Origin of the sequence: Mycolicibacterium elephantis DSM 44368 (assembly GCF_004014805.1) — a bacterium.
Lineage (GTDB): Bacteria > Actinomycetota > Actinomycetes > Mycobacteriales > Mycobacteriaceae > Mycobacterium > Mycobacterium elephantis.
The window spans coordinates 1-17,773 of the sequence record NZ_ATDN01000018.1 but is presented as its reverse complement, the minus strand read 5'-3'; the positions used below and the strand labels follow the sequence as shown (position 1 = coordinate 17,773).

Below are 17,773 nucleotides of genomic sequence, written 5' to 3'. Positions count from 1 at the left end.
GGTTGGACAGCAGAGCCGCCCCCGGGCCGAGCCCGGGGCGGCTCTACTGTTTGTTGTGGCTCGTCAGGCGTTCGCCGCGGCCGCGTCGAGTAGCGCGGCGAACCGCTCGCGCGCCGCGACACGCCGGGTCGGGACATGCTCGGTGGGTACCTCACGCGGCTCGAACTGGCGCAACGTGCGCCGGGCCACGGTTACCTTGTGCACCTCGTCGGGTCCGTCATACAAACGCGCGGCCCGCGCCTGGCGGTACATGAACTCCAGCGGCAGATCGGAGCTGTACCCCAGCGAGCCGTGCACCTGAATGGCACGGTCGATCACGTTGTAGAGCACCCGGGCGCCCCAGAACTTGATCATCGCGATCTCGGTGAGCGCCCCCCGGACGCCTTCGGTATCGATCTTCCACGCCGCGTGCAGGGTCATCAGCCGTGCAGCCTGACGTTCTGCCACCGATTCGGCCACCCAGTCCTGAATCATCTGCTTTTCGGAGAGCAACGATCCGTGCATGGTGCGCGAAACTGCGCGTTCGCAAAGCATTTCCAGCGCGCGCTCGCTCTGCCCCAACCACCGCATGCAGTGGTGGATGCGGCCGGGTCCGAGCCTGGTCTGGGCAAGGGCGAAGCCGCGGCCACGCTCGCCGAGCAGGTTTGTAGCCGGTACCCGCGCACCGTCGAAGACCACCTCGGAGTGGTTGCCATATGCGGGCGGGCGTTCATACGGGTGTTCCATCGTCGGGATGTCGCGCTCGACGATCATTCCCGGGGTGCCCGCGGGCACCAGGATCATCGACGCCCGCTGATGTCTGGCCGCCTCCGGATCGGTGACGGCCATCACGATGAAGATATCGGCGATAGAGGCATTGGAGGCAAACCACTTGCGGCCGTTGAGCACCCACTCGTCACCATCAAGCCGGGCGGTGGTGGTCTGCATGGTGGGATCCGCCCCGGCGCCCGGCTCTGTCATCGCGTAACAGCTGCGGATCGCACCGGCTAGCAACGGATCTAGCCATGCCGCCTTCTGCTCGGCGGTGGCCGCCACCGCCAGCAGTTCGGCGTTACCGGAATCGGGTGCTTGATTGCCGAATACGATCGGGGCGAGGTGCGAACGACCGAGCACCTCATGGATCAACGCCAGCCGGACCTGCCCAAAACCCTGACCACCCAGTTCCGGCGGCAGATGCGCCGCCCATAACCCGCGGTCCTTTACCTCGCGTTTGAGCGGTTCCATCGCCCTGGCCATTGCGGCGTCGTCCAACTCGAGCGTCTCAAGCGGTTCGATTTCGTCCTTGACAAACGCCCTGATCCAGTCGAGATCCTTCTCGATCTCGAGATCAGTTGAGAAATCCCACATTTGGCAGACCTTCTTTCTCTAGGCTGTGCCCGTCGCGATGGCCAGGGCGTGACGCGCGAGCAACGGCACGCGGTGCTCCAGCGTGGCGAAAAACGAGTCGGTGGACTCCCCCCGGACGTAACGGCCGTAAGAGCCTTCGAAGATGACGGCCAGCTTGAACTGGCCGAACACCCGGAACCAGATCAAGTCATCGGCTACCAGGTCCATTCCGCTGCCGCGGACGTAGCGTTCGATGAGTTCACCCCGGCTGGGGTTGCCGTCGACGCCGTGTGGAGATCCCAGGGCACCCCACTGCTCCATCTCGTGCGGCTCCAGCCAATTGGCGAGGAAATAGCCGAGATCGGCTAGCGGGTCGCCGATCGTGGCGGTCTCCCAGTCGACGATGGCCAACACGGTGGCCGGCGGCTGCGCGGCGAAAAGAAGGTTGTGCAGGCCGTAGTCGCCGTGGATCAGGGCGGTGCCGTGGGTACCGGGACAATGCTGCTCCAGCCAGCCGGCGACCTCGCCGAGCTCGGGCAGCTCGCGGAATGCGTAGGACGTCAGCTGCCTGGTCCACCGGGCCGCCTGACGTTCGGTGTAGTTGTCCGGCTTGCCGAAGCCGTCTAGACCTGCCCCGCGCCAGTCCAGCCGGTGCAGTGCGGCCAGCGCATCGATCGCGGCATAAGCGATCCCGGTCCGCTCTTCGGCGAGCTGGGCCGGCAACTCGTGATACAGCGGCACACCGGGCACTTGGTCCATCAGATAGAACCGGGCCCCGATGACGTCGGTTTCTTCACACAAGCCCCGCGGTGTCGCATGGGGCACATCGGTGCCCTCGAGCGCTTCGAGCACCCGGTACTCACGCACCATGTCGTGCGCCGTGGGCGCGTTGGCCACCCGCGGTGGGCGACGCAGCATCCAGGTCGGGCCACCGCGGCTGATCGTGAACAGCTCGTTGGAGTGGCCGGTGGTGACCCGCTCAACCGTCAACGGACCCTGTCCAGGCAGCCGCTCGCCGAGCCAATCGTCAAGGGCGGCAACAGAGACCAGGTCGTCGGTGGCCGCGCTGGGTCCGGTGCCACCCATTCAGGAAGCTCCCTTGCCGGTGAACTTCTCGACGCTGCGCCGAACGTCGTCGCTGGTGAACGACTCCGATTCGGTTGCCAGTGCGAACGGCAGGATCAGGTTCGCCGCGTTCAGCAGGTGCATGTTCAGCGCCCGCTTGGTGTCGCGCAGCGCCTGAACCGGCTGGCCGGCCAGCCGGTGTGCCAGGGCCAGCGCCTCCTCGACGACCTTGTCCCGGGTGGTAATTCGGTTCGCGAGACCCAGACGTTCGGCGTCGCGGGCGGTGATGCGGTCACCGAGCAGGATGTACTCCTTGGCCTTGAGCAGGCTCATCATGTACGGCCAGGTCAGCGGGCCACCGTCGCCGGCGACCAACCCGACGCTGACATGTGGATCACTGATAAACGCGTCTTCTGCCATGACCACCAGATCGGACATCATCGCCAGCGAACCGCCGAGGCCGACAGCCAACCCGTTGACCGCCGCGACGACCGGCAGCTCGCATTCGAGCATGGCCTTCGCGAGTCGTTCGGCCTCGCGAATATCCTTGCGGCGCGCCACCGCATCCTTGTTGTTGCGAGCGAAGTTGGGCAGGTAGCCACCCGAGCTGAAGGCGCGTCCGGCGCCGGTCAGAACGACCGCGCGTGCGTCCTCATCGTCGATCAGCGCGTCCCACACCTTACGCATCGCGCGGTGCAGATCGTCATCAAAGGAGTTGAGGTCATCCGGGCGGTTCATCGTCAGGATCCGCACGGGGCCATCTCCGGTGACAAGGAGTGCGGGTGCGAGGTGGCTATAAGGCATGACAGGGGATACTACTTAGTAGGTTGTTTGGGAGCAAGCGCGGTCCGAAATCGACGTCCCGACCCCACTGCAGCCGAGCCGGCCTCAGCCCTTGATCGCGGCGAACCCCTGGTCGAGCTGCTGATCAGCGGCCCCAAACCGCGTTGCGAGCGCCACCGCCCGACGAAAGTGCCGGTGCGCGTGGTGTTCCCAGGTAAACCCGATGCCGCCATACAGCTGGATCGCGCCTCGGGCAACCCTTCCGTACCCGGCCGCCGCGGCCCGAAGCGCGAGCGGTCCGGCCCAGGCCAGGCTCGCCGGATCCGCGTCGGCGCACCAGGCGGCGTGATAGGCCGCCGCGGCGGCGCGGTCGAGGTCCAGCAGCATGTCGACCGCGCGGTGCTGGACGGCCTGGAACGAGCCCACCGGAACACCGAATTGCCTTCGGGTCGAGACATGTTCGATCACCGAGTCCAGGGTTGCCCGGATGCCGCCAACTGCCTCAACCGCCGCCAACCCCTGGGCCCGGGCACGTGCTGTGGCGATAGCTTCGTCGGCGTTGACGGCGAGAACGGTGGCCGGTACGCCGTCGAAGCGCACCCGGGCGGCCCGCCGCGAGGGGTCGATACCATCCTGGGCCTCGATGCTTAGCCGTGGCGCATCCCCGGGGATGTGCACGATGCTCCCGCCGATCAGAACCAGGAGCTCGTCGGCGGTTTCGGCGTCGACGACCGCGGATGCGACGCCGACGACGACGCCGTCCTCGAGCGCAACCGACGGATGGTCGACGACGGCAACGGCGCGGCCGGTGTCGACCACCTGACGCAGCAAATCGTGAGCCGCGCCCCCGACACAGCTCAGCAAGCCGTTGGCGTAGCCCACCGATGTCAGTAACGGCGCCGGGTACAGCGTTCGTCCCGACTCCTCCAAGACGGCAGCGAGCTCAACCGCACCGCTCAGACCGCCGAGCTCGCCCGGTACGCCGAGAGCCTGAATACCAAGGCTCGCAACGGCGTTGTCCCATGCTAGGCGGGCCGCCGCCGGGCCGGCGTCGACCCGATCGGCCGGCCCGGCGGCGACGAAGAAGTCGCGCGCGACATCGGCGAGTTCGCGCTGTTGGTCGTCAAAGGTGAAGTCCATACGACCATCCTACGGGGTATGATGTCAGAATGGATCTCAACCTCTCGGAGTCTGAGCGAAAATTCCGCACCCGCGTATGTGCATGGCTGGACAGCGCGCCGCGTCCCGAGGGGCTGCGAGATTACGGAGCCACCCCGACCCGCGAGGACCTGCCCGCCGCACGCGCCTGGCAGCGCTCGCTGTTGGACGCCGGTTTGGCCGGGTTGTCCTGGCCCCGATCGGCCGGTGGTACCGAAGCCACCCCGATGGAACAGGGCATCTGGGCCGAGGAGACCGCGCGCGCGGGGGTGCCGTTGCAGATCAACCTCTTCGGACCGGAGCTGGCCGGGCCGATGATCATCAAGTTCGGCACCAAAAGCCAACAGCAGCGATTTCTTCCACCAATCTTGCGCGCCGACGAGATCTGGTGCCAGCTGTTCTCCGAACCGGAAGCGGGATCGGACCTGGCCGGGCTGCGGACACGCGCGGAGGCCGACGGAGACGGGTGGCGCGTCCATGGCCAGAAGGTGTGGACATCTGGTGCCCATTACGCCGATCTCGGTCTGTTGCTCGCCCGCACCGGCACCGGCGATCGCCCGCACGACGGCTTGACATTCTTCCTGCTGCCGATGGACCGACCCGGCATCGATGTGCGGCCACTGCGACAGATGGACGGACAGGTCAAGTTCAACGAGGTCTACTTCGATGGCGTGTCGGTGGGTCCCGACGATGTCCTCGGCGCGGTCGGTTCCGGCTGGCGGGTGGCGATGTCGACATTGGGCCGGGAACGAATGATGATCGGAGCCAACGCTGTTCGCTTCGTACAGCTGCTCGACGAGCTTTGGTCAGTAGTCGAGGGCCGCGACCTTTCGCCGACTGACAGCGTCCGCCGCCGCTGGACAGACCTGTGGTCCCGCTGCCAGCTGTTGCGCCTGCAGTGGTTTCGCGTGCTGTCAGTAGTCACCTCAACCGACGACTCTCGGACGTCGCTGCTCAAGCTCACCGCGACCGAGCTGGAACGCGACATCACGGTATTCGCACAAGAAGCCCTCGGACCCGACCTGGTCACCGGCGAGGCGTGCACACGGTGGCGCAATTGGCTACTCGCCGCACCGGGCCAGACCATCGCCGGTGGCACCTCGGAGATTCAGCGCAACATCATCGCCCGCCGGGTGCTGCGGTTACCGACCGGCTGATCGGCGAGATCGCGCTAGGGCGCGATCGTGGCCATGTGGTTGGCGGCGGCGTAGCCGGCCACCATCGCGGCGCCGATCGTCGCACCGGGGCCGGGGTAGGTCTCCCCCATCACCCCAGCCGACGAGTTGCCGGCGGCATAGAGTCCGTCGATCACGGTGCCATCGGGGCGCAGCACCCGAGAATATTCGTCGATATCCAGGCCGCCCTTGGTGCTCAAATCACCCGGATACAGCGCCACCGCGTAAAACGGCCCCTTGTCCAGCGGGGCGAGATTGGCGTGCGGCTGCGTCGGGTCGCCGTAGTACCGGTCGTAGGCGCTCTCACCGCGTCCGAACGTGCTGTCGCGGCCGGCATCGGCGTCCCGATTGAAACGCTCGATGGTCGCCGTCAGCCGATCGGCCGGCACGTCGATCGAGCGGGCCAACGCTGCGACATCGTCCGCGCGCCGCAGATATCCGGTCTCATACCAGGATCGCGGAAACGGCTGGCGTGGAACGATGCCGAAGAAAATGTAACGGTTCTTGGCGCGCTGATCGAAGATCAACCAGGACGGAACGGTCCGTGCGCCGTCCGTCCCGTCATCGCAGGCATACATCGTGTCCCAGAAGTCGTCGTAGGAGACCGCTTCGTTGCCGTAGCGCTCGCCCCGGCTGTTGACCACCAGCGTGCCGGGCAGGCCGCGTTCACTCAGCGTGACCCTCGGTTGCAGACCTCCGCCCGGGACGGGAACCATGACGTTGGGCAGCCCCCACGCCCGATCCATCCGCGCCACCGCGGCTCCGGCAGCGATACCGGCCAGGATGCCGGATCCGTCCTGGCCGTCCTCGGGAGCCAGGCTCCATTCGGCACGGGACGGCTGTGGCAAGTACTTGTCCCGCATCCGCTGGTTCTTGCTGAAGCTTCCGGTCGCGATCACCACACCGCACCGGGCCCGAATAGTCCTGGGCCGCCCTGCGATACAGGTCTGGACCCCGACGACCCTGCCGTCTTCGATGACGACATTCTGCAGCGGCGCGGAGTAGCAGACCGGGACGTGCTCATCGCGCAGGGCCAGCCGCAACCGGGTCGCCAGCGCCTGGCCGATGCTGAGCAGCCGCTGTCCGCGTAGCCGGGCGACCAAAGAGCGCCGGACCACCTGCAGCACCTTGATCCGGCCGGCCTTGGTGCGCATCATCATGTTAAGTGAGACGAAGTCCTCGGCGGTCACGGTCAGGCCCTTGACCGCCATCGCTGGTGACGGCGGGCGCAGTCGACCCAGTTCGGCGCCCAGCAGCTTGCCGTCGATCATCTGCGCCTCGATGGATCTGCCTTCAGGTCGGCCACCCGGCTGTTCGGGCCGGTAGTCAGGAATCGAATCCGGGCTCCAGCGAATCCATTTGGTCGCCGCGTCGAACTCGTCGACCATGGCCATCCCGTCGCGGAGGTAAGCGTCGCGGCGGACCTCACTGACGGTATCACCAACGGTCGCCGCGAGATACGCACGCCCGTCCGCCACCGTGTCGGAAATACCCCGCGAGATGGAGTACCGGTTGGCGGGCAACCAGATCGCCCCGCCGGAGACCGCCGTCGCGCCGCCGAAATACTCGGTTGCCTCGAGCACCACCACCGACAGCCCGCGCAGCGCCGACGTCAATGCGGCGGTCATACCCCCCGCCCCGGAGCCGGCGACGATGACGTCGTAGGTTTCTTCGATAGCACTTGCCATGCTGTAATCCTTTCCCGGGTGGGTCAGTACGGGGTCCCGCCGTCGACTCGCAGGATCGCGCCGGTGGTGTAACTGCTGGCGTCGGAAGCTAAATACAGTGCCGTACCGACCACCTCGTCGGGCTCACCAACCCGTCTCAGCGCGTACTGCTCGACTTCGGCTGCGGTGGCGGCTTCGTCCCAGTGTTTGCTGACATCGGTGCGGAACCGACCGACCATGATGCAGTTGACTCGGACCTGCGGGCCGTACGCGCGCGCGAACGACACCGTGATCGAGTTGAGGCCCGCCTTCGCCGCGCCGTAGGGAATGACGTTGGCGCCGGGGTTGACGCCAGAGACACTCGAGATGTTGATGACCGATCCGCCACCGTCAGTCATCATCCGCTCGCCGAACAGCGCGGTGAGCCGGAACGGCCCGCGCAGGTTGACGCCGAGCACCTTGTCGTAGAGGGTCTCGGTGACCTCGCTAGGTCTGTCGTACAGCGGGGACATCCCGGCGTTGTTCACCAAGACGTCCACTCGCGGAAACGCTTGGTAAGCAGCCTCATACAACGCGTCACAATCCTCCCAGCGGCCGACGTTGGCGGCGATGGGTACGGCGCGACGCCCGGTCGTCTGCACCACCTCGGCCGCGAGGTCCGCACAGCTGTCGAGCTTCCGGCTCGCGATGATGACGTCGGCGCCCGCGCGCGCGAATCCCAAAGTCATCGCGCGTCCGAGTCCCCGGCTACCGCCGGTGACAAGCACGACTTTGTCCCTCATCGATAGAGTCGGGGTTTCCATATCTCCTCCTCGGTTCGACGCTCGGTCGCGGTCACGCATCGGTCAGCGCAGCCCACAGGCCGACGCCGCCGGCCACCGTCGCGGTTCGGCCGAGATACTCGGCCCACTCCTGCTGCCCACCCCACTCGGTGCGCCAAGACCACAGTCGGGCGGTCAGGCGACGTAGCGGATGTTCGAGCGTCATGCCGATGGCACCGTGCAGCTGATGAGCGGCCGCGGCACCTGCGGTTGCGGCCTCTGCGGTCCGGACCTTTGCCGCGGCGATCGCGAATTTCGCTGTGGGCGAGCTGAACCCGTGTTCGACACCGATGCGGACGGCGGCATCGGCGGCAGCCTGGGCCGCGGCCGCCTCGGCGGCGAGCAGCGCCACACTCTGTTGCACGGACTGGAACGCCGCCAGTGGACGCCCGAACTGCTGGCGCTCCAGCACGTACCGCACGGTCGTGTCGACCAGGCCGGCCATCGCCCCCGCCGACAACACCGCGCGGGACAGCGCCCCGCGAAGCCGCAATTCGGCAACAGCGCCACTGGGCGCGGGGCTCACGGCGGACGGCGACAGCACCGTATCGACGATGAGGTCGTCACGGGGTTCGCCGGCCAGATTGCGGCCAGTGATGATGGAGCACGCTTCCATCGGGATCGCCACCACCACTTCGGATCCAACACGACCGGTCTCAGCGAACGCGATGACGGTGTGGCAATCGCGGCCACCGGCGACCCGGACCAGCCGTCCGGTCACCCGTGTGCCGTCGCCATCGTCGACCGTCGTCAGCTCTCCGTTCGCGAAAACGGCGAGCCCGTCGGGGATATCGCGGCCACAGGCGGCCAACAGCCAACCGGCCAGCACAGCGTCGGCCAGCGGCACCGCGGCAGCTTGCCGTCCTACCGCGCGCAACACCACCGCCGCCTCCAGCGGCCCACCGCCGCTGCCACCTGCGCTCTCCGGGATGCCGACGTGGGCAAACCCGTTGTGCACGAGGTCATTCCACAGCGAGTGGTCGTAGCCTTGCTGGTCGGGCGGGTCACCCCGTTCGGCGAGCAGCTCCTCGACGACCGTGCCGAGCTCGCGCAGCTGGACGTTGTCGACGTCTCCGGTGCCGCCATCCATCAACGTAACCCCATTCCCCGCGCCACCATCGAGCGCAACACCTCGCTGGTTCCACCGCGAATCGTGAAGCCGGGCGCGTGCAACACGGCCTCGGCGAGCAGCCGCGCCACCCCGTCCGCGGCCGGGTCGGGTTCGACGGCGAGCAAGAGTTGTGCGGCGTTGACCACCTCGTTCTCGAACCGGGTGCCCAGGTCCTTGACGAGCGCGGCGGGTACTTCTTGTGCCACCCCGTCGGCGAGCGAGGCGGCGATCGCCAGCGACATCCGCCGCAGCGTCCATAACCGCGCGATCAGACCGCCGAGTGCGATGCTGTGCTCCGGGCCGGATCGTTGGCTCAGCGCGTCGACCAGTGCGGTGAGCACCGGATACGTGGACAGGAACCGTTCGGGACCACTGCGTTCGAACGCCAATTCGGAGGTGACCTGATGCCAGCCGGCACCGATGGCGCCCAGCACCATAGCGTCGGGTACGAAAACACCGTCGAGGTGGACCTCGTTGAAGTGGCGTTCGCCGGTGAGCAGTGGGATCGGACGGATCTCGACGCCCGGGGAGTCCAGCGGCACCACGAACTGCGACAGTCCGGCGTGCCGGTTCGGGGCTTCGGCCAGCGGTGTGCTGCGGGCGAGCACGAAGAATGCATGGGCGTGGTGGGCGCCGCTAGTCCACACCTTGGTGCCGTCCAGGCGCCATCCGCCGTCGACCCGAGTGGCCTTGGTGCGCACCGACGCCAGATCAGAACCCGAGTCGGGTTCACTCATCCCAATGGCGAAAAAGCACTCACCGCGCGCGATCGCGGGCAGGTAGCGCTGACGTTGTTCCTCGGTGCCATAGCGCAGCAGCGACGGCCCGATCTGACGGTCGGCGATCCAGTGCGCGGCCACCGGAGCGCCCGCGGCAAGCAACTCTTCGGTCACGGCGTAGCGTTCCAGCGTTGAGCGTTCGTGTCCGCCGTAGGCCTTGGGCAACGTCATTCCGAGCCATCCGCGTTCGGCCAGTTTACGGCTGAACTCCGGATCCCAGCCCGCCAACCAGGCGTCGCAGCGCGGGGTGAATGTGCCGGCGTCACGTTCGGCGGCCAGGAAGTCGCGGACCTGCGCGCGCAGTTCAGGGGCGGCCGCCTCGGGAGCCGGCGGCGGCAGCAGCGCCGCCGTCACGCCATCGCCTCCTTCGGTAGGCCGAGCATTCGCTGCGCCAGGATGTTCTTCTGGATCTGCGCCGAGCCGCCGTAAATGCTGCCCGCCCTTGCGTATAGGTAACGGTCGAACCATTCGGCATGGGGTCGGGTCGTCCGGTCGCTCAGCAGCTGCAGGCTCGCGCCCATCAGATGCTGCTCGACCTCGGTCATCAACAGCTTGTCGATGGAGCTTTCCGGGCCCGGTGCGCCGCCACAGACCCGTGCGCTGAGGCTGCGCAGGCTGTGCATGCGCAGCACCTCAAGGTTCGCCGCGATACGGCCGAGCGTCTGCTGCACGGCCGGCTCATCGCGGCGCTCGCGCAGTTGATCGACAAGTTCGGCGAAGGCGTGCTCGAATTTGGAGAGGTAGCCGATATCGACAGCGCCGCGTTCGTAGGAGACGACCTCCATCGCGATCTTCCACCCGTCGGTCGACGCACCCAGCATGTTCTCGGCCGGAATGCGTACCCCGTCGAGGTGGAGCTCGGCGAACTCCTCGTCACCGTTAGCGAGAACTATCGGACGGACCTCTACTCCCGGCAGGTCGAGCGGCAGGATGAAGGCTGAAATCCCACGGTGCCGAGCCACTTTGTCGTCAGTGCGAGCCAACAGCAGGCAGAAGTCGGCGTAGGCGCCCAGGCTGGTCCAGGTTTTGTGGCCGGTGACGATGTACTCGTCACCGCTGCGGATCGCCCGGGTGCGCAGCGACGCCAGGTCCGAGCCGGCACCCGGCTCCGAGAAGCCCTGGCACCAGATCTCGTCGCAGGCCAGCAACGGGGGCAGATACCGCTTACGCTGCGCCTCGGTACCGTGGCTGAGCAGTGGTCGCCCAAGATGCGAAATCGGCAGCGTGGTCGGTGCTTTCGTGCGGCCGAGCTCCTGGCTGAGGATCGCCTCTTCCATCAGCCCGAGTCCCTGCCCGCCGTATTCCTTGGGCCAAGACAGCGCGACATAGCCACCCTGGTACATCTTCTTCTGAAACGCGCGCATGATCGGCCAGCGATCGGCCAGCGCGGGTGGTTCGGGAGCATCGGGGACGTTGTCGCGCAACCAATCCCGCAGGCGGTTGCGGAAGTCGGCTTCGGCCGGAGTGTCAAGCAGGTCCATGAAGTTCCTCGGTCAGTTGGTGTCGGGCTCGAAAGCTGCGGCGTCGAAAGCGGATTTGGCCAGCAGCGCCAGCGGGGTGGTGACCGAGCCGAATGCGTCGGCGAAGGTGTGGGCGGTGCGCAGCCGCAGGTGCGCATCGTGTTCCCAGGTCACGCCGATTCCGCCGAGCACCTGAATCCCGTTCTCGCACGTGCGCAGCGCGGCAGAGGCGGCGTGTGCCTTCGCGGCCGCGCCGGCGCGTTCAGCTTGAGCGATCGGGGCGTGTTCGACCTCCCACGACGCGCCGTAGGTGACCGAGCGGGCGGTTTCGACGGCGACGAGCATATCGGCGCAGATGTGCTGGATGGCCTGAAACGAGCCGATCGGTCGGCCGTATTGTTCACGTTGCTTGGCGTATTCGACGGCCTGGCGCAGCGCACCGTCGGCCAGCCCGGTCAGGGTGGCCGCCGCACCGACCCAGGCCATCGCGCGTGCCCGGCGCAGCCCCTCACTCTCGCCGCGCATCGTCGAGACGCCGTCGATCGCGTAAAGCGGCTGCAGCGGGTCAGCGGCGTCGATCGCCGTGACACCGGTAAGCGCGACAGTCGCGGCCTGGTCCGGCGCCACGATCACCACCCCCTGCGCCCCGAGACCCCAGCCCAGCGAGATGGTGGCTTCGCCTGTCGGCCAACCAAGTTCATTGTCGAGTAGTACGCTGACCGGCGCTCCGGCGCACAGGTCGGCAAGTACCTGGGAGTCACCACCGCCGTGGACAAGCAGCGCGGCCGCCGCGACGGCGGTCCCGACGTAGGGTATCGGCGCGGTGTGCCGCCCCAGCACTTCGGCGACCACACATGCGTCGGTCAGCGATGCACCTGCACCGTCGGCGCTTTCGGGCACGAGCAGCCCGAGCAGGTCCAGCTGGGCGAACTCCGACCACGCGCGGGAACGCAGCGTGCCGTCGTCGGTCAGCGCTGATCGCACCTGCTCATCGCCGAACAGCTGCCTGCTGACGTCTTCGGCAGTCTTCTGCAGAAACAGCTGATCCTCAGATAACGCGAAGTGCACCAATACCTCCTGAGGCGATGGACGAGGATTCGGGGTTCATGGCAGCTCCGCGAGCGTGCGCTGCATCCATGCTTGGAAGCCGGCCCGGGTGGCGGCAGCGTCGCTGTATGCCTTGAAAGAGTCGACGTCGCGCGGATAGCCACGGGACGTTCCGTCGGGCCGCACCGAACCGGGCGCCTCGATGATTGCCGAGACGAGCACCCCAGGGATCGCGGCCTCCCCGATCGCGGTGCCCGGGTCGATGAGTTCCTCGCCGACGAGCACAGTCCCGCGCGCGGCGTGTGCGGCGATGACGGCCTCGCCGTATGGGCCGTCGATGATTCCGTTGCCGCGGATGTCAACCCGGTCGGCGTGGACGAACGCGACATCAGGCACGATCGCCTCGACCACGGTGGCGGCCCCGAAAGGCGATTCGACGGTCGCCAGCATGCCGGCGGTCCAGTCCTCAGTGCGGTAGCCCGTGTCGGCGGCGATGCCGACGGGGGCGAACGGCACCCGCCAGGCGCCGGCCTGTAGTGCGGCCCCGAGAATCCCGAGGCTGACCTCGCGCAGCCGGACCGGGTTCGCGCCGCTCTCGGCGAGCCGACGGAAGTTCCAGGCCGGAGCCGGGCCGATCGCGTTCCAGCAGTGCGCGAACGTCACCACCGACACCGCGCCCGCACCAAGCAGCTGATCGACCATGATGCCGCCGGATCCCGTGATGATGTGCAGATCACGTCGGCCCTGCCGGATGATCTCCTGGGCCACTCCGTAGAGTTGGGCGCCGAAATTGCCGATGTATACACAAGATCCGTCACGCACGTGCTCACGCACGGCGTCCGCGACGCTCAGTACGGGGGGATTCACCGCGGTCATCGGTCAACCGGAGTCGGTAGGTCTTTGATGGCGCGCGCCGCCATGTCGTAACCCTTGGCCGCGGCCTCGTGCAGCACCGCGATGGCGTCGGCACGCTCGTCTTCGTTTGGCGGGGTGGCCTCGGCCGCCGCGGCGGTGTCCACTCCGAGGGCGGCGAGGTAGGTGAGCGCGGCATCGACCCCGGGGCCGTCCAGGACCGCTTCCATCGCCGGCTCAGCGCCGAGCCGCAGTACACCCCACCGCGTGACCAGTCGAATCCGTTGTGCTGCAGCAGGACTGGTGGAAATATGCTCCACCCCCGCACAGATGCGGTGTACGTCGTCGTTCGCGTTGAGGAAGAGAAGGTCGGTCGCCCGGGCGGCGGCGTCCGGTGCCCCGCCGCCACCGGGCAGCCGCACCTTCGGATGGGCGGTGGGTCCGATGGCGTGGGCATTGGTCCGGCCACTCAGGTCGATCGTGGCACCGTCGAGGACGACCAGGTCACACCGCGGGATCAGGGTGAGCAGGACATCGGCGGTGGCGCCCCGATAGCACGTCACATCCGCGTAGGCGTGGAAGTCGGTGGTGCTGGTGACCAGCTCTACGGTGTCTCGGTCGAGCGCCGCCCCGGCCTCGAGCAGCTGGACGAACGTCGAGTCGACGCGTCGCCGCGCGACCCGTGCCGCGAGGACGGGCAGGTTGAAGCCGGTAAAAACCCAAGATGCACGGTGGATTTCGCGGGCGCCAAGCGCCAATACGTCGACAACGGAAGCTGCGGGCGGTCCAGCGTCGGAAGCCATGGCAGAACCATACTACTCAGTAGGTTTGAATGCCAACCGCAGCCGTGCATACTACCGGGTAGGTAATTGAATTGAGGAGGAACTACATGGTCAACGCGGTCATCGTGGACGCGGTTCGATCCCCGGTCGGCCGGGGCAAGCCAGGCGGTGCGCTCTCGGAGATCCACCCCGTCGAACTGCTCGGTCAAGTGCTCAGCGGATTGTTCGAGCGCAACCCGTCGGTCGATCCGGGCAGCGTGGACGACGTGCTCATCGGTTGTGTGAGTCAGGCCGCCGAACAAGGCGGCTGCCCGGGACGCTTCGCATGGCTGGCCGCCGGGTTGCCCGAACACGTCCCGTCGGTGACCATCGACCGCCGGTGCGGTTCCAGCCAGCAGGCCGCGCACTTCGGCGCACAAGGGATCATCGCGGGCAGTTACGACATCGTCGTGGTGGGTGGCGTGGAATCGATGAGCCGGGTGCCGATGGGGTCCGCGCGGATGGGTAAGGATCCGCACGGCCCGTCGGTACAGAAGCGGTATGCCCCGGGCCTGGTGTCGCAGGGCATCGCCGCCGAGCTGATCGCCGCCAAGTGGGACCTCGACCGCGAAGCCCTCGATGCCTTTGCCGCACAGTCTCATCAGCGCGCCGCCGATGCCGCCGAGCGCGGTGCCTTCAGGAGTCAGATCGTGCCGGTGCGCGCCCAGCCGGATAACGCGCCGATCGTGTCGGACGAGACCATCCGCCCGGAAACGACCGCGACGGGGCTGGCCAAGCTGCGTTCCTCGTTCCACTCCGAGGAGATGTGCGAGCGTTACCCGCAGATCAAATGGCATGTGACGGCAGGAAACTCGTCTCAGCTGTCTGACGGCGCGAGCGCCATGCTGGTCATGAGCGAACAGAAGGCGGCCGAGCTGAACCTCGAGCCCCTCGCACGATTCCACTCGTTCGCCGTCGTCGGCGACGATCCGCAGATGATGCTGACCGGTCCGATACCGGCGACCAACCGAATCGTCGAGCGCAGCGGCGTCTCACTGGACGAGATCGGACACTTCGAAGTCAACGAGGCGTTCGCGTCGGTGGCGCTGGCCTGGCAGCGCGAGACAGGGGTGGACGACGACAGGCTCAACCCGCTCGGCGGCGCGATCGCACTCGGGCACCCACTCGGAGCCTCCGGCACACGCCTGATGACGACGATGGTCCACCATCTGATCGCCAGCCGACAGCGGTACGGCCTGCAGGTGATGTGTGAGGGCGGAGGCATGGCCAACGCAACACTTGTCGAGAGTTTGCGGCCCACGACGTGACCGGACGCCCCGGCTCGACCGTCGCCTTCCAGACCGACGCTTTGGCTGGTTTGCGCCCGCCGAATCGACCATAGCGTCGGTCCCGGGGCGGCTACCCTGACCTGCATGCCGCACCCGATCATGTTCCGCGACGACGACCTCGGGCTGGCGCAGGTGCGCGAGATCGCGTTGAGCTTCCCCGAGGCGTTCGAGAAGATCTCGTGGGGCCGGCCGGTGTTCTGCGCGCCGAAGATCTTCGCGATGTACGGCGGCAGCGCCAAGACCGGCACCGGCCGGTACGTCCAGTACCCCCACTCGATCCTGGTCAAGGTCGACGAGAGCGACCGGTGCGCGCTCGAGCAGGACACCCGCTTCTTCTACCCCGCCTACATGGGGCCGTCGGGCTGGCTCGGGCTGGATTTCACCGCGACGAGCAAGATCGACTGGACCGAGGTGCGCGAACTGATCGACGCGTCGTACCGGCTGGTTGCGCCCAAGAAGCTCGTCAAGCGCCTCGACGTAGGCTGACCGGTAAGCGGTGGATCATCACTGAATCGGAGACGCCTTGAGTATCGCCAGTCCCTTTCCCGAAGTCGACATCCCCTCGACCAGCGTCTACGAGTATCTGTTCGGTGACATCTCCGACGATCACCTCGACCGGACCGCGCTGATCGACGCCAAGTCCGGTCGACAGACCAGCTACCGCGAGATGATCGCCCGCGTCGACGCGTTCGCCGGTGCCCTGGCCGGACGCGGGATCGGTGTCGGCGACGTCGTCGGGTTGCTGTCACCCAACAGTTCCGGCTTCGCCGTGGCGTTTCACGGCATCCTGCGCGCCGGCGCGACGGCCACCACCGTCAACGCGCTGTTCACCGCGAAGGACATCGCCAAGCAGCTCACCGATTCCAAAGCCAAGATGCTGGTCACCGTGACACCGCTGCTGGCGCAGGCCGTCGAAGGTGCCGCGGCGGCGGGCATCCCGCCCGAGAACGTCGTCGTGCTCGACGGCGACGGGCTGGCCGCCACCGGGCATCCCAACGCCGCCGATCTGATGGGCCCGGGACTGCCCGCGCCGGACGTCAGCTTCGCCCCGTCGTCGCATCTGGCGGTGCTGCCCTACAGTTCCGGGACCACCGGCATCCCCAAGGGCGTGATGCTCACGCACCGCAACCTGGTGGCCAACGTCGCCCAGATCCGGCCGCTGCACGGCATGGTCGCCGACGACGCGATCCTGGCGGTGCTGCCCTTCTTTCACATCTACGGAATGACGGTGCTGCTCAACGCCGCCCTGCATGCCCGCGCCCGGCTGGTCGTCATGGGCAGCTTCGACCTCGAGGAGTTCCTGGCCAACATCGACGAGCACAAGTGCACGATCGCGTTCATCGCGCCGCCGGTCGCCGTGGCGCTGGCCAAGCATCCGCTCGTCGACGACTACGACCTGTCATCGCTGAACACCGTGATGTCGGGTGCCGCCCCGCTGGACGCCGACCTCGGCCACGCCGTCGCCAAACGCTTGGGCTGCACCGTCGTTCAGGGCTACGGCATGAGTGAGCTCAGCCCGGTCAGCCACATCACGCCGTTCGACGGCGGGCTGCAGGAGATGAACATGGTCGCACCGCTGAGTTCTGTCGGCTGGACGGTCTCCAACGGTGCGTCCAAGCTCGTCGACCCCGAGACCGGTAACGAAATCGCCCCGCCCGCAGAGGGTCTCAGCAAGACCGGCGAACTCTGGTTCAAGGGGCCCAACGTGATGGCGGGTTACCTGAACAACGAGGAGGCCACCCGGCAGACCGTCGATGACGAGGGCTGGTTGCACACCGGTGATCTGGCGCAGATCGACGCGAACGGCTGCGTGTACATCGTCGACCGGCTCAAGGAGCTGATCAAGTACAAGGGCTATCAGGTGCCGCCCGCCGAACTCGAGGCGTTGCTGCTGGGACATCCCGCAATCGCCGACGCGGCGGTGATCGGGGTGACGGACGCCGACGGCGAGGAGGTGCCGAAGGCGTTCGTGGTCAAGCAGTCCGGCGCACAGCTGACCGAGGACGAGGTGATGGCGTTCGTCGCCGCTCAGGTCGCCCCGTACAAGAAGGTGCGTCAGGTGGCGTTCATCGACGCGGTGCCCAAGTCGGCGTCGGGCAAGATTCTGCGCAAGGACCTGCGCGGCTGAACTCAGGGCCGGTGTATCCGGTCGGCCATCTGCGCGGCGCGTGCCTGCCGGTAGCCCAACGCCGCGCCCGCGGCGGGAATCAGCAGCAATCCGGCGATCCCCCACAACCCGGTCCAGTCCGCCGTCGGCGCCCCGGGAAGGGGCATCGGCATCGGCGGCGGGGTGGAGAGGCGCTGCAACCACGGCGGCGCGGGCGGCGGCGACGGCGGTGCGGGCGCGAGCGGAACAGCGGCGGGCACCGGCGCGGGCGCCTGCTGACGCGGCGCGGGATCCCCACCCTGCGGGCCGGGT

At 67.4% G+C, this 17,773-nt stretch carries 16 protein-coding genes and 1 pseudogene; 4 read left to right on the top strand and 13 right to left on the bottom strand.

Features of this window, described 5'->3' with window-relative positions; all coding sequences use genetic code 11:
* Window positions 1–63: 63 nt before the first annotated feature.
* The 4 genes from MELE44368_RS13775 to MELE44368_RS13760 form a co-directional block, all read right to left on the bottom strand.
* Window positions 64–1,347 carry an acyl-CoA dehydrogenase family protein gene (locus MELE44368_RS13775; protein WP_128109014.1) on the bottom strand — a complete coding sequence of 428 codons (1,284 nt, stop codon included), beginning with the start codon at window positions 1,345–1,347 and terminating at the stop codon, window positions 64–66.
* 18 nt (window positions 1,348–1,365) lie between these two features.
* Window positions 1,366–2,412: a phosphotransferase family protein gene (locus tag MELE44368_RS13770; protein WP_128109013.1), complete on the bottom strand. Its 1,047-nt coding sequence runs from the start codon at window positions 2,410–2,412 to the stop codon at window positions 1,366–1,368.
* Window positions 2,413–3,195, bottom strand: coding sequence for an enoyl-CoA hydratase/isomerase family protein (locus tag MELE44368_RS13765; protein ID WP_128109012.1), 783 nt, complete (start codon window positions 3,193–3,195; stop codon window positions 2,413–2,415).
* A gap of 84 nt (window positions 3,196–3,279) precedes the next feature.
* Window positions 3,280–4,314 (bottom strand): acyl-CoA dehydrogenase family protein, encoded by a 1,035-nt coding sequence (locus tag MELE44368_RS13760; protein WP_128109011.1) that lies wholly within the window; start codon window positions 4,312–4,314, stop codon window positions 3,280–3,282.
* 29 nt (window positions 4,315–4,343) lie between these two features.
* Here MELE44368_RS13760 and MELE44368_RS13755 point away from each other — a divergent pair, with 29 nt between their 5' ends.
* Entirely contained in the window at window positions 4,344–5,489 is a 1,146-nt protein-coding gene (locus tag MELE44368_RS13755; protein WP_128109010.1) for an acyl-CoA dehydrogenase family protein, read from the top strand.
* Window positions 5,490–5,503: 14 nt separating this feature from the next.
* Here the strand turns inward: MELE44368_RS13755 and MELE44368_RS13750 are convergent, their stop codons facing one another.
* From MELE44368_RS13750 to MELE44368_RS13715, 8 genes are read right to left on the bottom strand one after another with little or no spacing between them, the layout of a single operon-like run.
* Window positions 5,504–7,195, bottom strand: coding sequence for an FAD-dependent oxidoreductase (locus tag MELE44368_RS13750; RefSeq protein WP_128109009.1), 1,692 nt, complete (start codon window positions 7,193–7,195; stop codon window positions 5,504–5,506).
* Window positions 7,196–7,218: 23 nt separating this feature from the next.
* Complete coding sequence (locus MELE44368_RS13745; RefSeq protein ID WP_241566616.1) at window positions 7,219–7,956, bottom strand: SDR family NAD(P)-dependent oxidoreductase; 738 nt, start codon at window positions 7,954–7,956, stop codon at window positions 7,219–7,221.
* Window positions 7,957–8,008: 52 nt separating this feature from the next.
* Window positions 8,009–9,085: an acyl-CoA dehydrogenase family protein gene (locus tag MELE44368_RS13740; RefSeq protein WP_128109007.1), complete on the bottom strand. Its 1,077-nt coding sequence runs from the start codon at window positions 9,083–9,085 to the stop codon at window positions 8,009–8,011.
* A complete protein-coding gene (locus MELE44368_RS13735) occupies window positions 9,085–10,239 on the bottom strand; it encodes an acyl-CoA dehydrogenase family protein (protein ID WP_241566615.1) in 1,155 nt (384 codons plus the stop codon). Before MELE44368_RS13735 ends, MELE44368_RS13740 begins: the two co-directional genes overlap by 1 nt.
* Window positions 10,236–11,366 carry an acyl-CoA dehydrogenase family protein gene (locus tag MELE44368_RS13730; protein WP_128109005.1) on the bottom strand — a complete coding sequence of 377 codons (1,131 nt, stop codon included), beginning with the start codon at window positions 11,364–11,366 and terminating at the stop codon, window positions 10,236–10,238. The genes MELE44368_RS13735 and MELE44368_RS13730 overlap by 4 nt, the downstream gene beginning before the upstream one ends.
* A gap of 12 nt (window positions 11,367–11,378) precedes the next feature.
* Window positions 11,379–12,413, bottom strand: coding sequence for an acyl-CoA dehydrogenase family protein (locus MELE44368_RS13725; RefSeq protein WP_164890107.1), 1,035 nt, complete (start codon window positions 12,411–12,413; stop codon window positions 11,379–11,381).
* A 36-nt stretch (window positions 12,414–12,449) separates the two neighbouring features.
* Window positions 12,450–13,268, bottom strand: coding sequence for a CoA transferase subunit A (locus MELE44368_RS13720; protein ID WP_128109003.1), 819 nt, complete (start codon window positions 13,266–13,268; stop codon window positions 12,450–12,452).
* The gene (locus tag MELE44368_RS13715) at window positions 13,265–14,047 is read right to left on the bottom strand and encodes a co-chaperone HscB (RefSeq protein WP_128109002.1); all 783 of its coding nucleotides are present in this window, start codon (window positions 14,045–14,047) and stop codon (window positions 13,265–13,267) included. The genes MELE44368_RS13720 and MELE44368_RS13715 overlap by 4 nt, the downstream gene beginning before the upstream one ends.
* Before the next feature lie 86 nt (window positions 14,048–14,133).
* Between MELE44368_RS13715 and MELE44368_RS13710 the strand changes: the two genes are divergently transcribed.
* From MELE44368_RS13710 to MELE44368_RS13700, 3 genes are all read left to right on the top strand, one after another.
* Window positions 14,134–15,333, top strand: coding sequence for a thiolase family protein (locus MELE44368_RS13710; protein ID WP_128109001.1), 1,200 nt, complete (start codon window positions 14,134–14,136; stop codon window positions 15,331–15,333).
* A 105-nt stretch (window positions 15,334–15,438) separates the two neighbouring features.
* Complete coding sequence (locus MELE44368_RS13705) at window positions 15,439–15,840, top strand: MmcQ/YjbR family DNA-binding protein (RefSeq protein ID WP_128109000.1); 402 nt, start codon at window positions 15,439–15,441, stop codon at window positions 15,838–15,840.
* A gap of 37 nt (window positions 15,841–15,877) precedes the next feature.
* Entirely contained in the window at window positions 15,878–17,482 is a 1,605-nt protein-coding gene (locus MELE44368_RS13700) for a 4-coumarate--CoA ligase family protein (RefSeq protein ID WP_128108999.1), read from the top strand.
* A gap of 2 nt (window positions 17,483–17,484) precedes the next feature.
* Here the strand turns inward: MELE44368_RS13700 and MELE44368_RS26630 are convergent.
* Window positions 17,485–17,773 (bottom strand): annotated as a pseudogene (locus MELE44368_RS26630) (hypothetical protein); the annotation flags it as partial.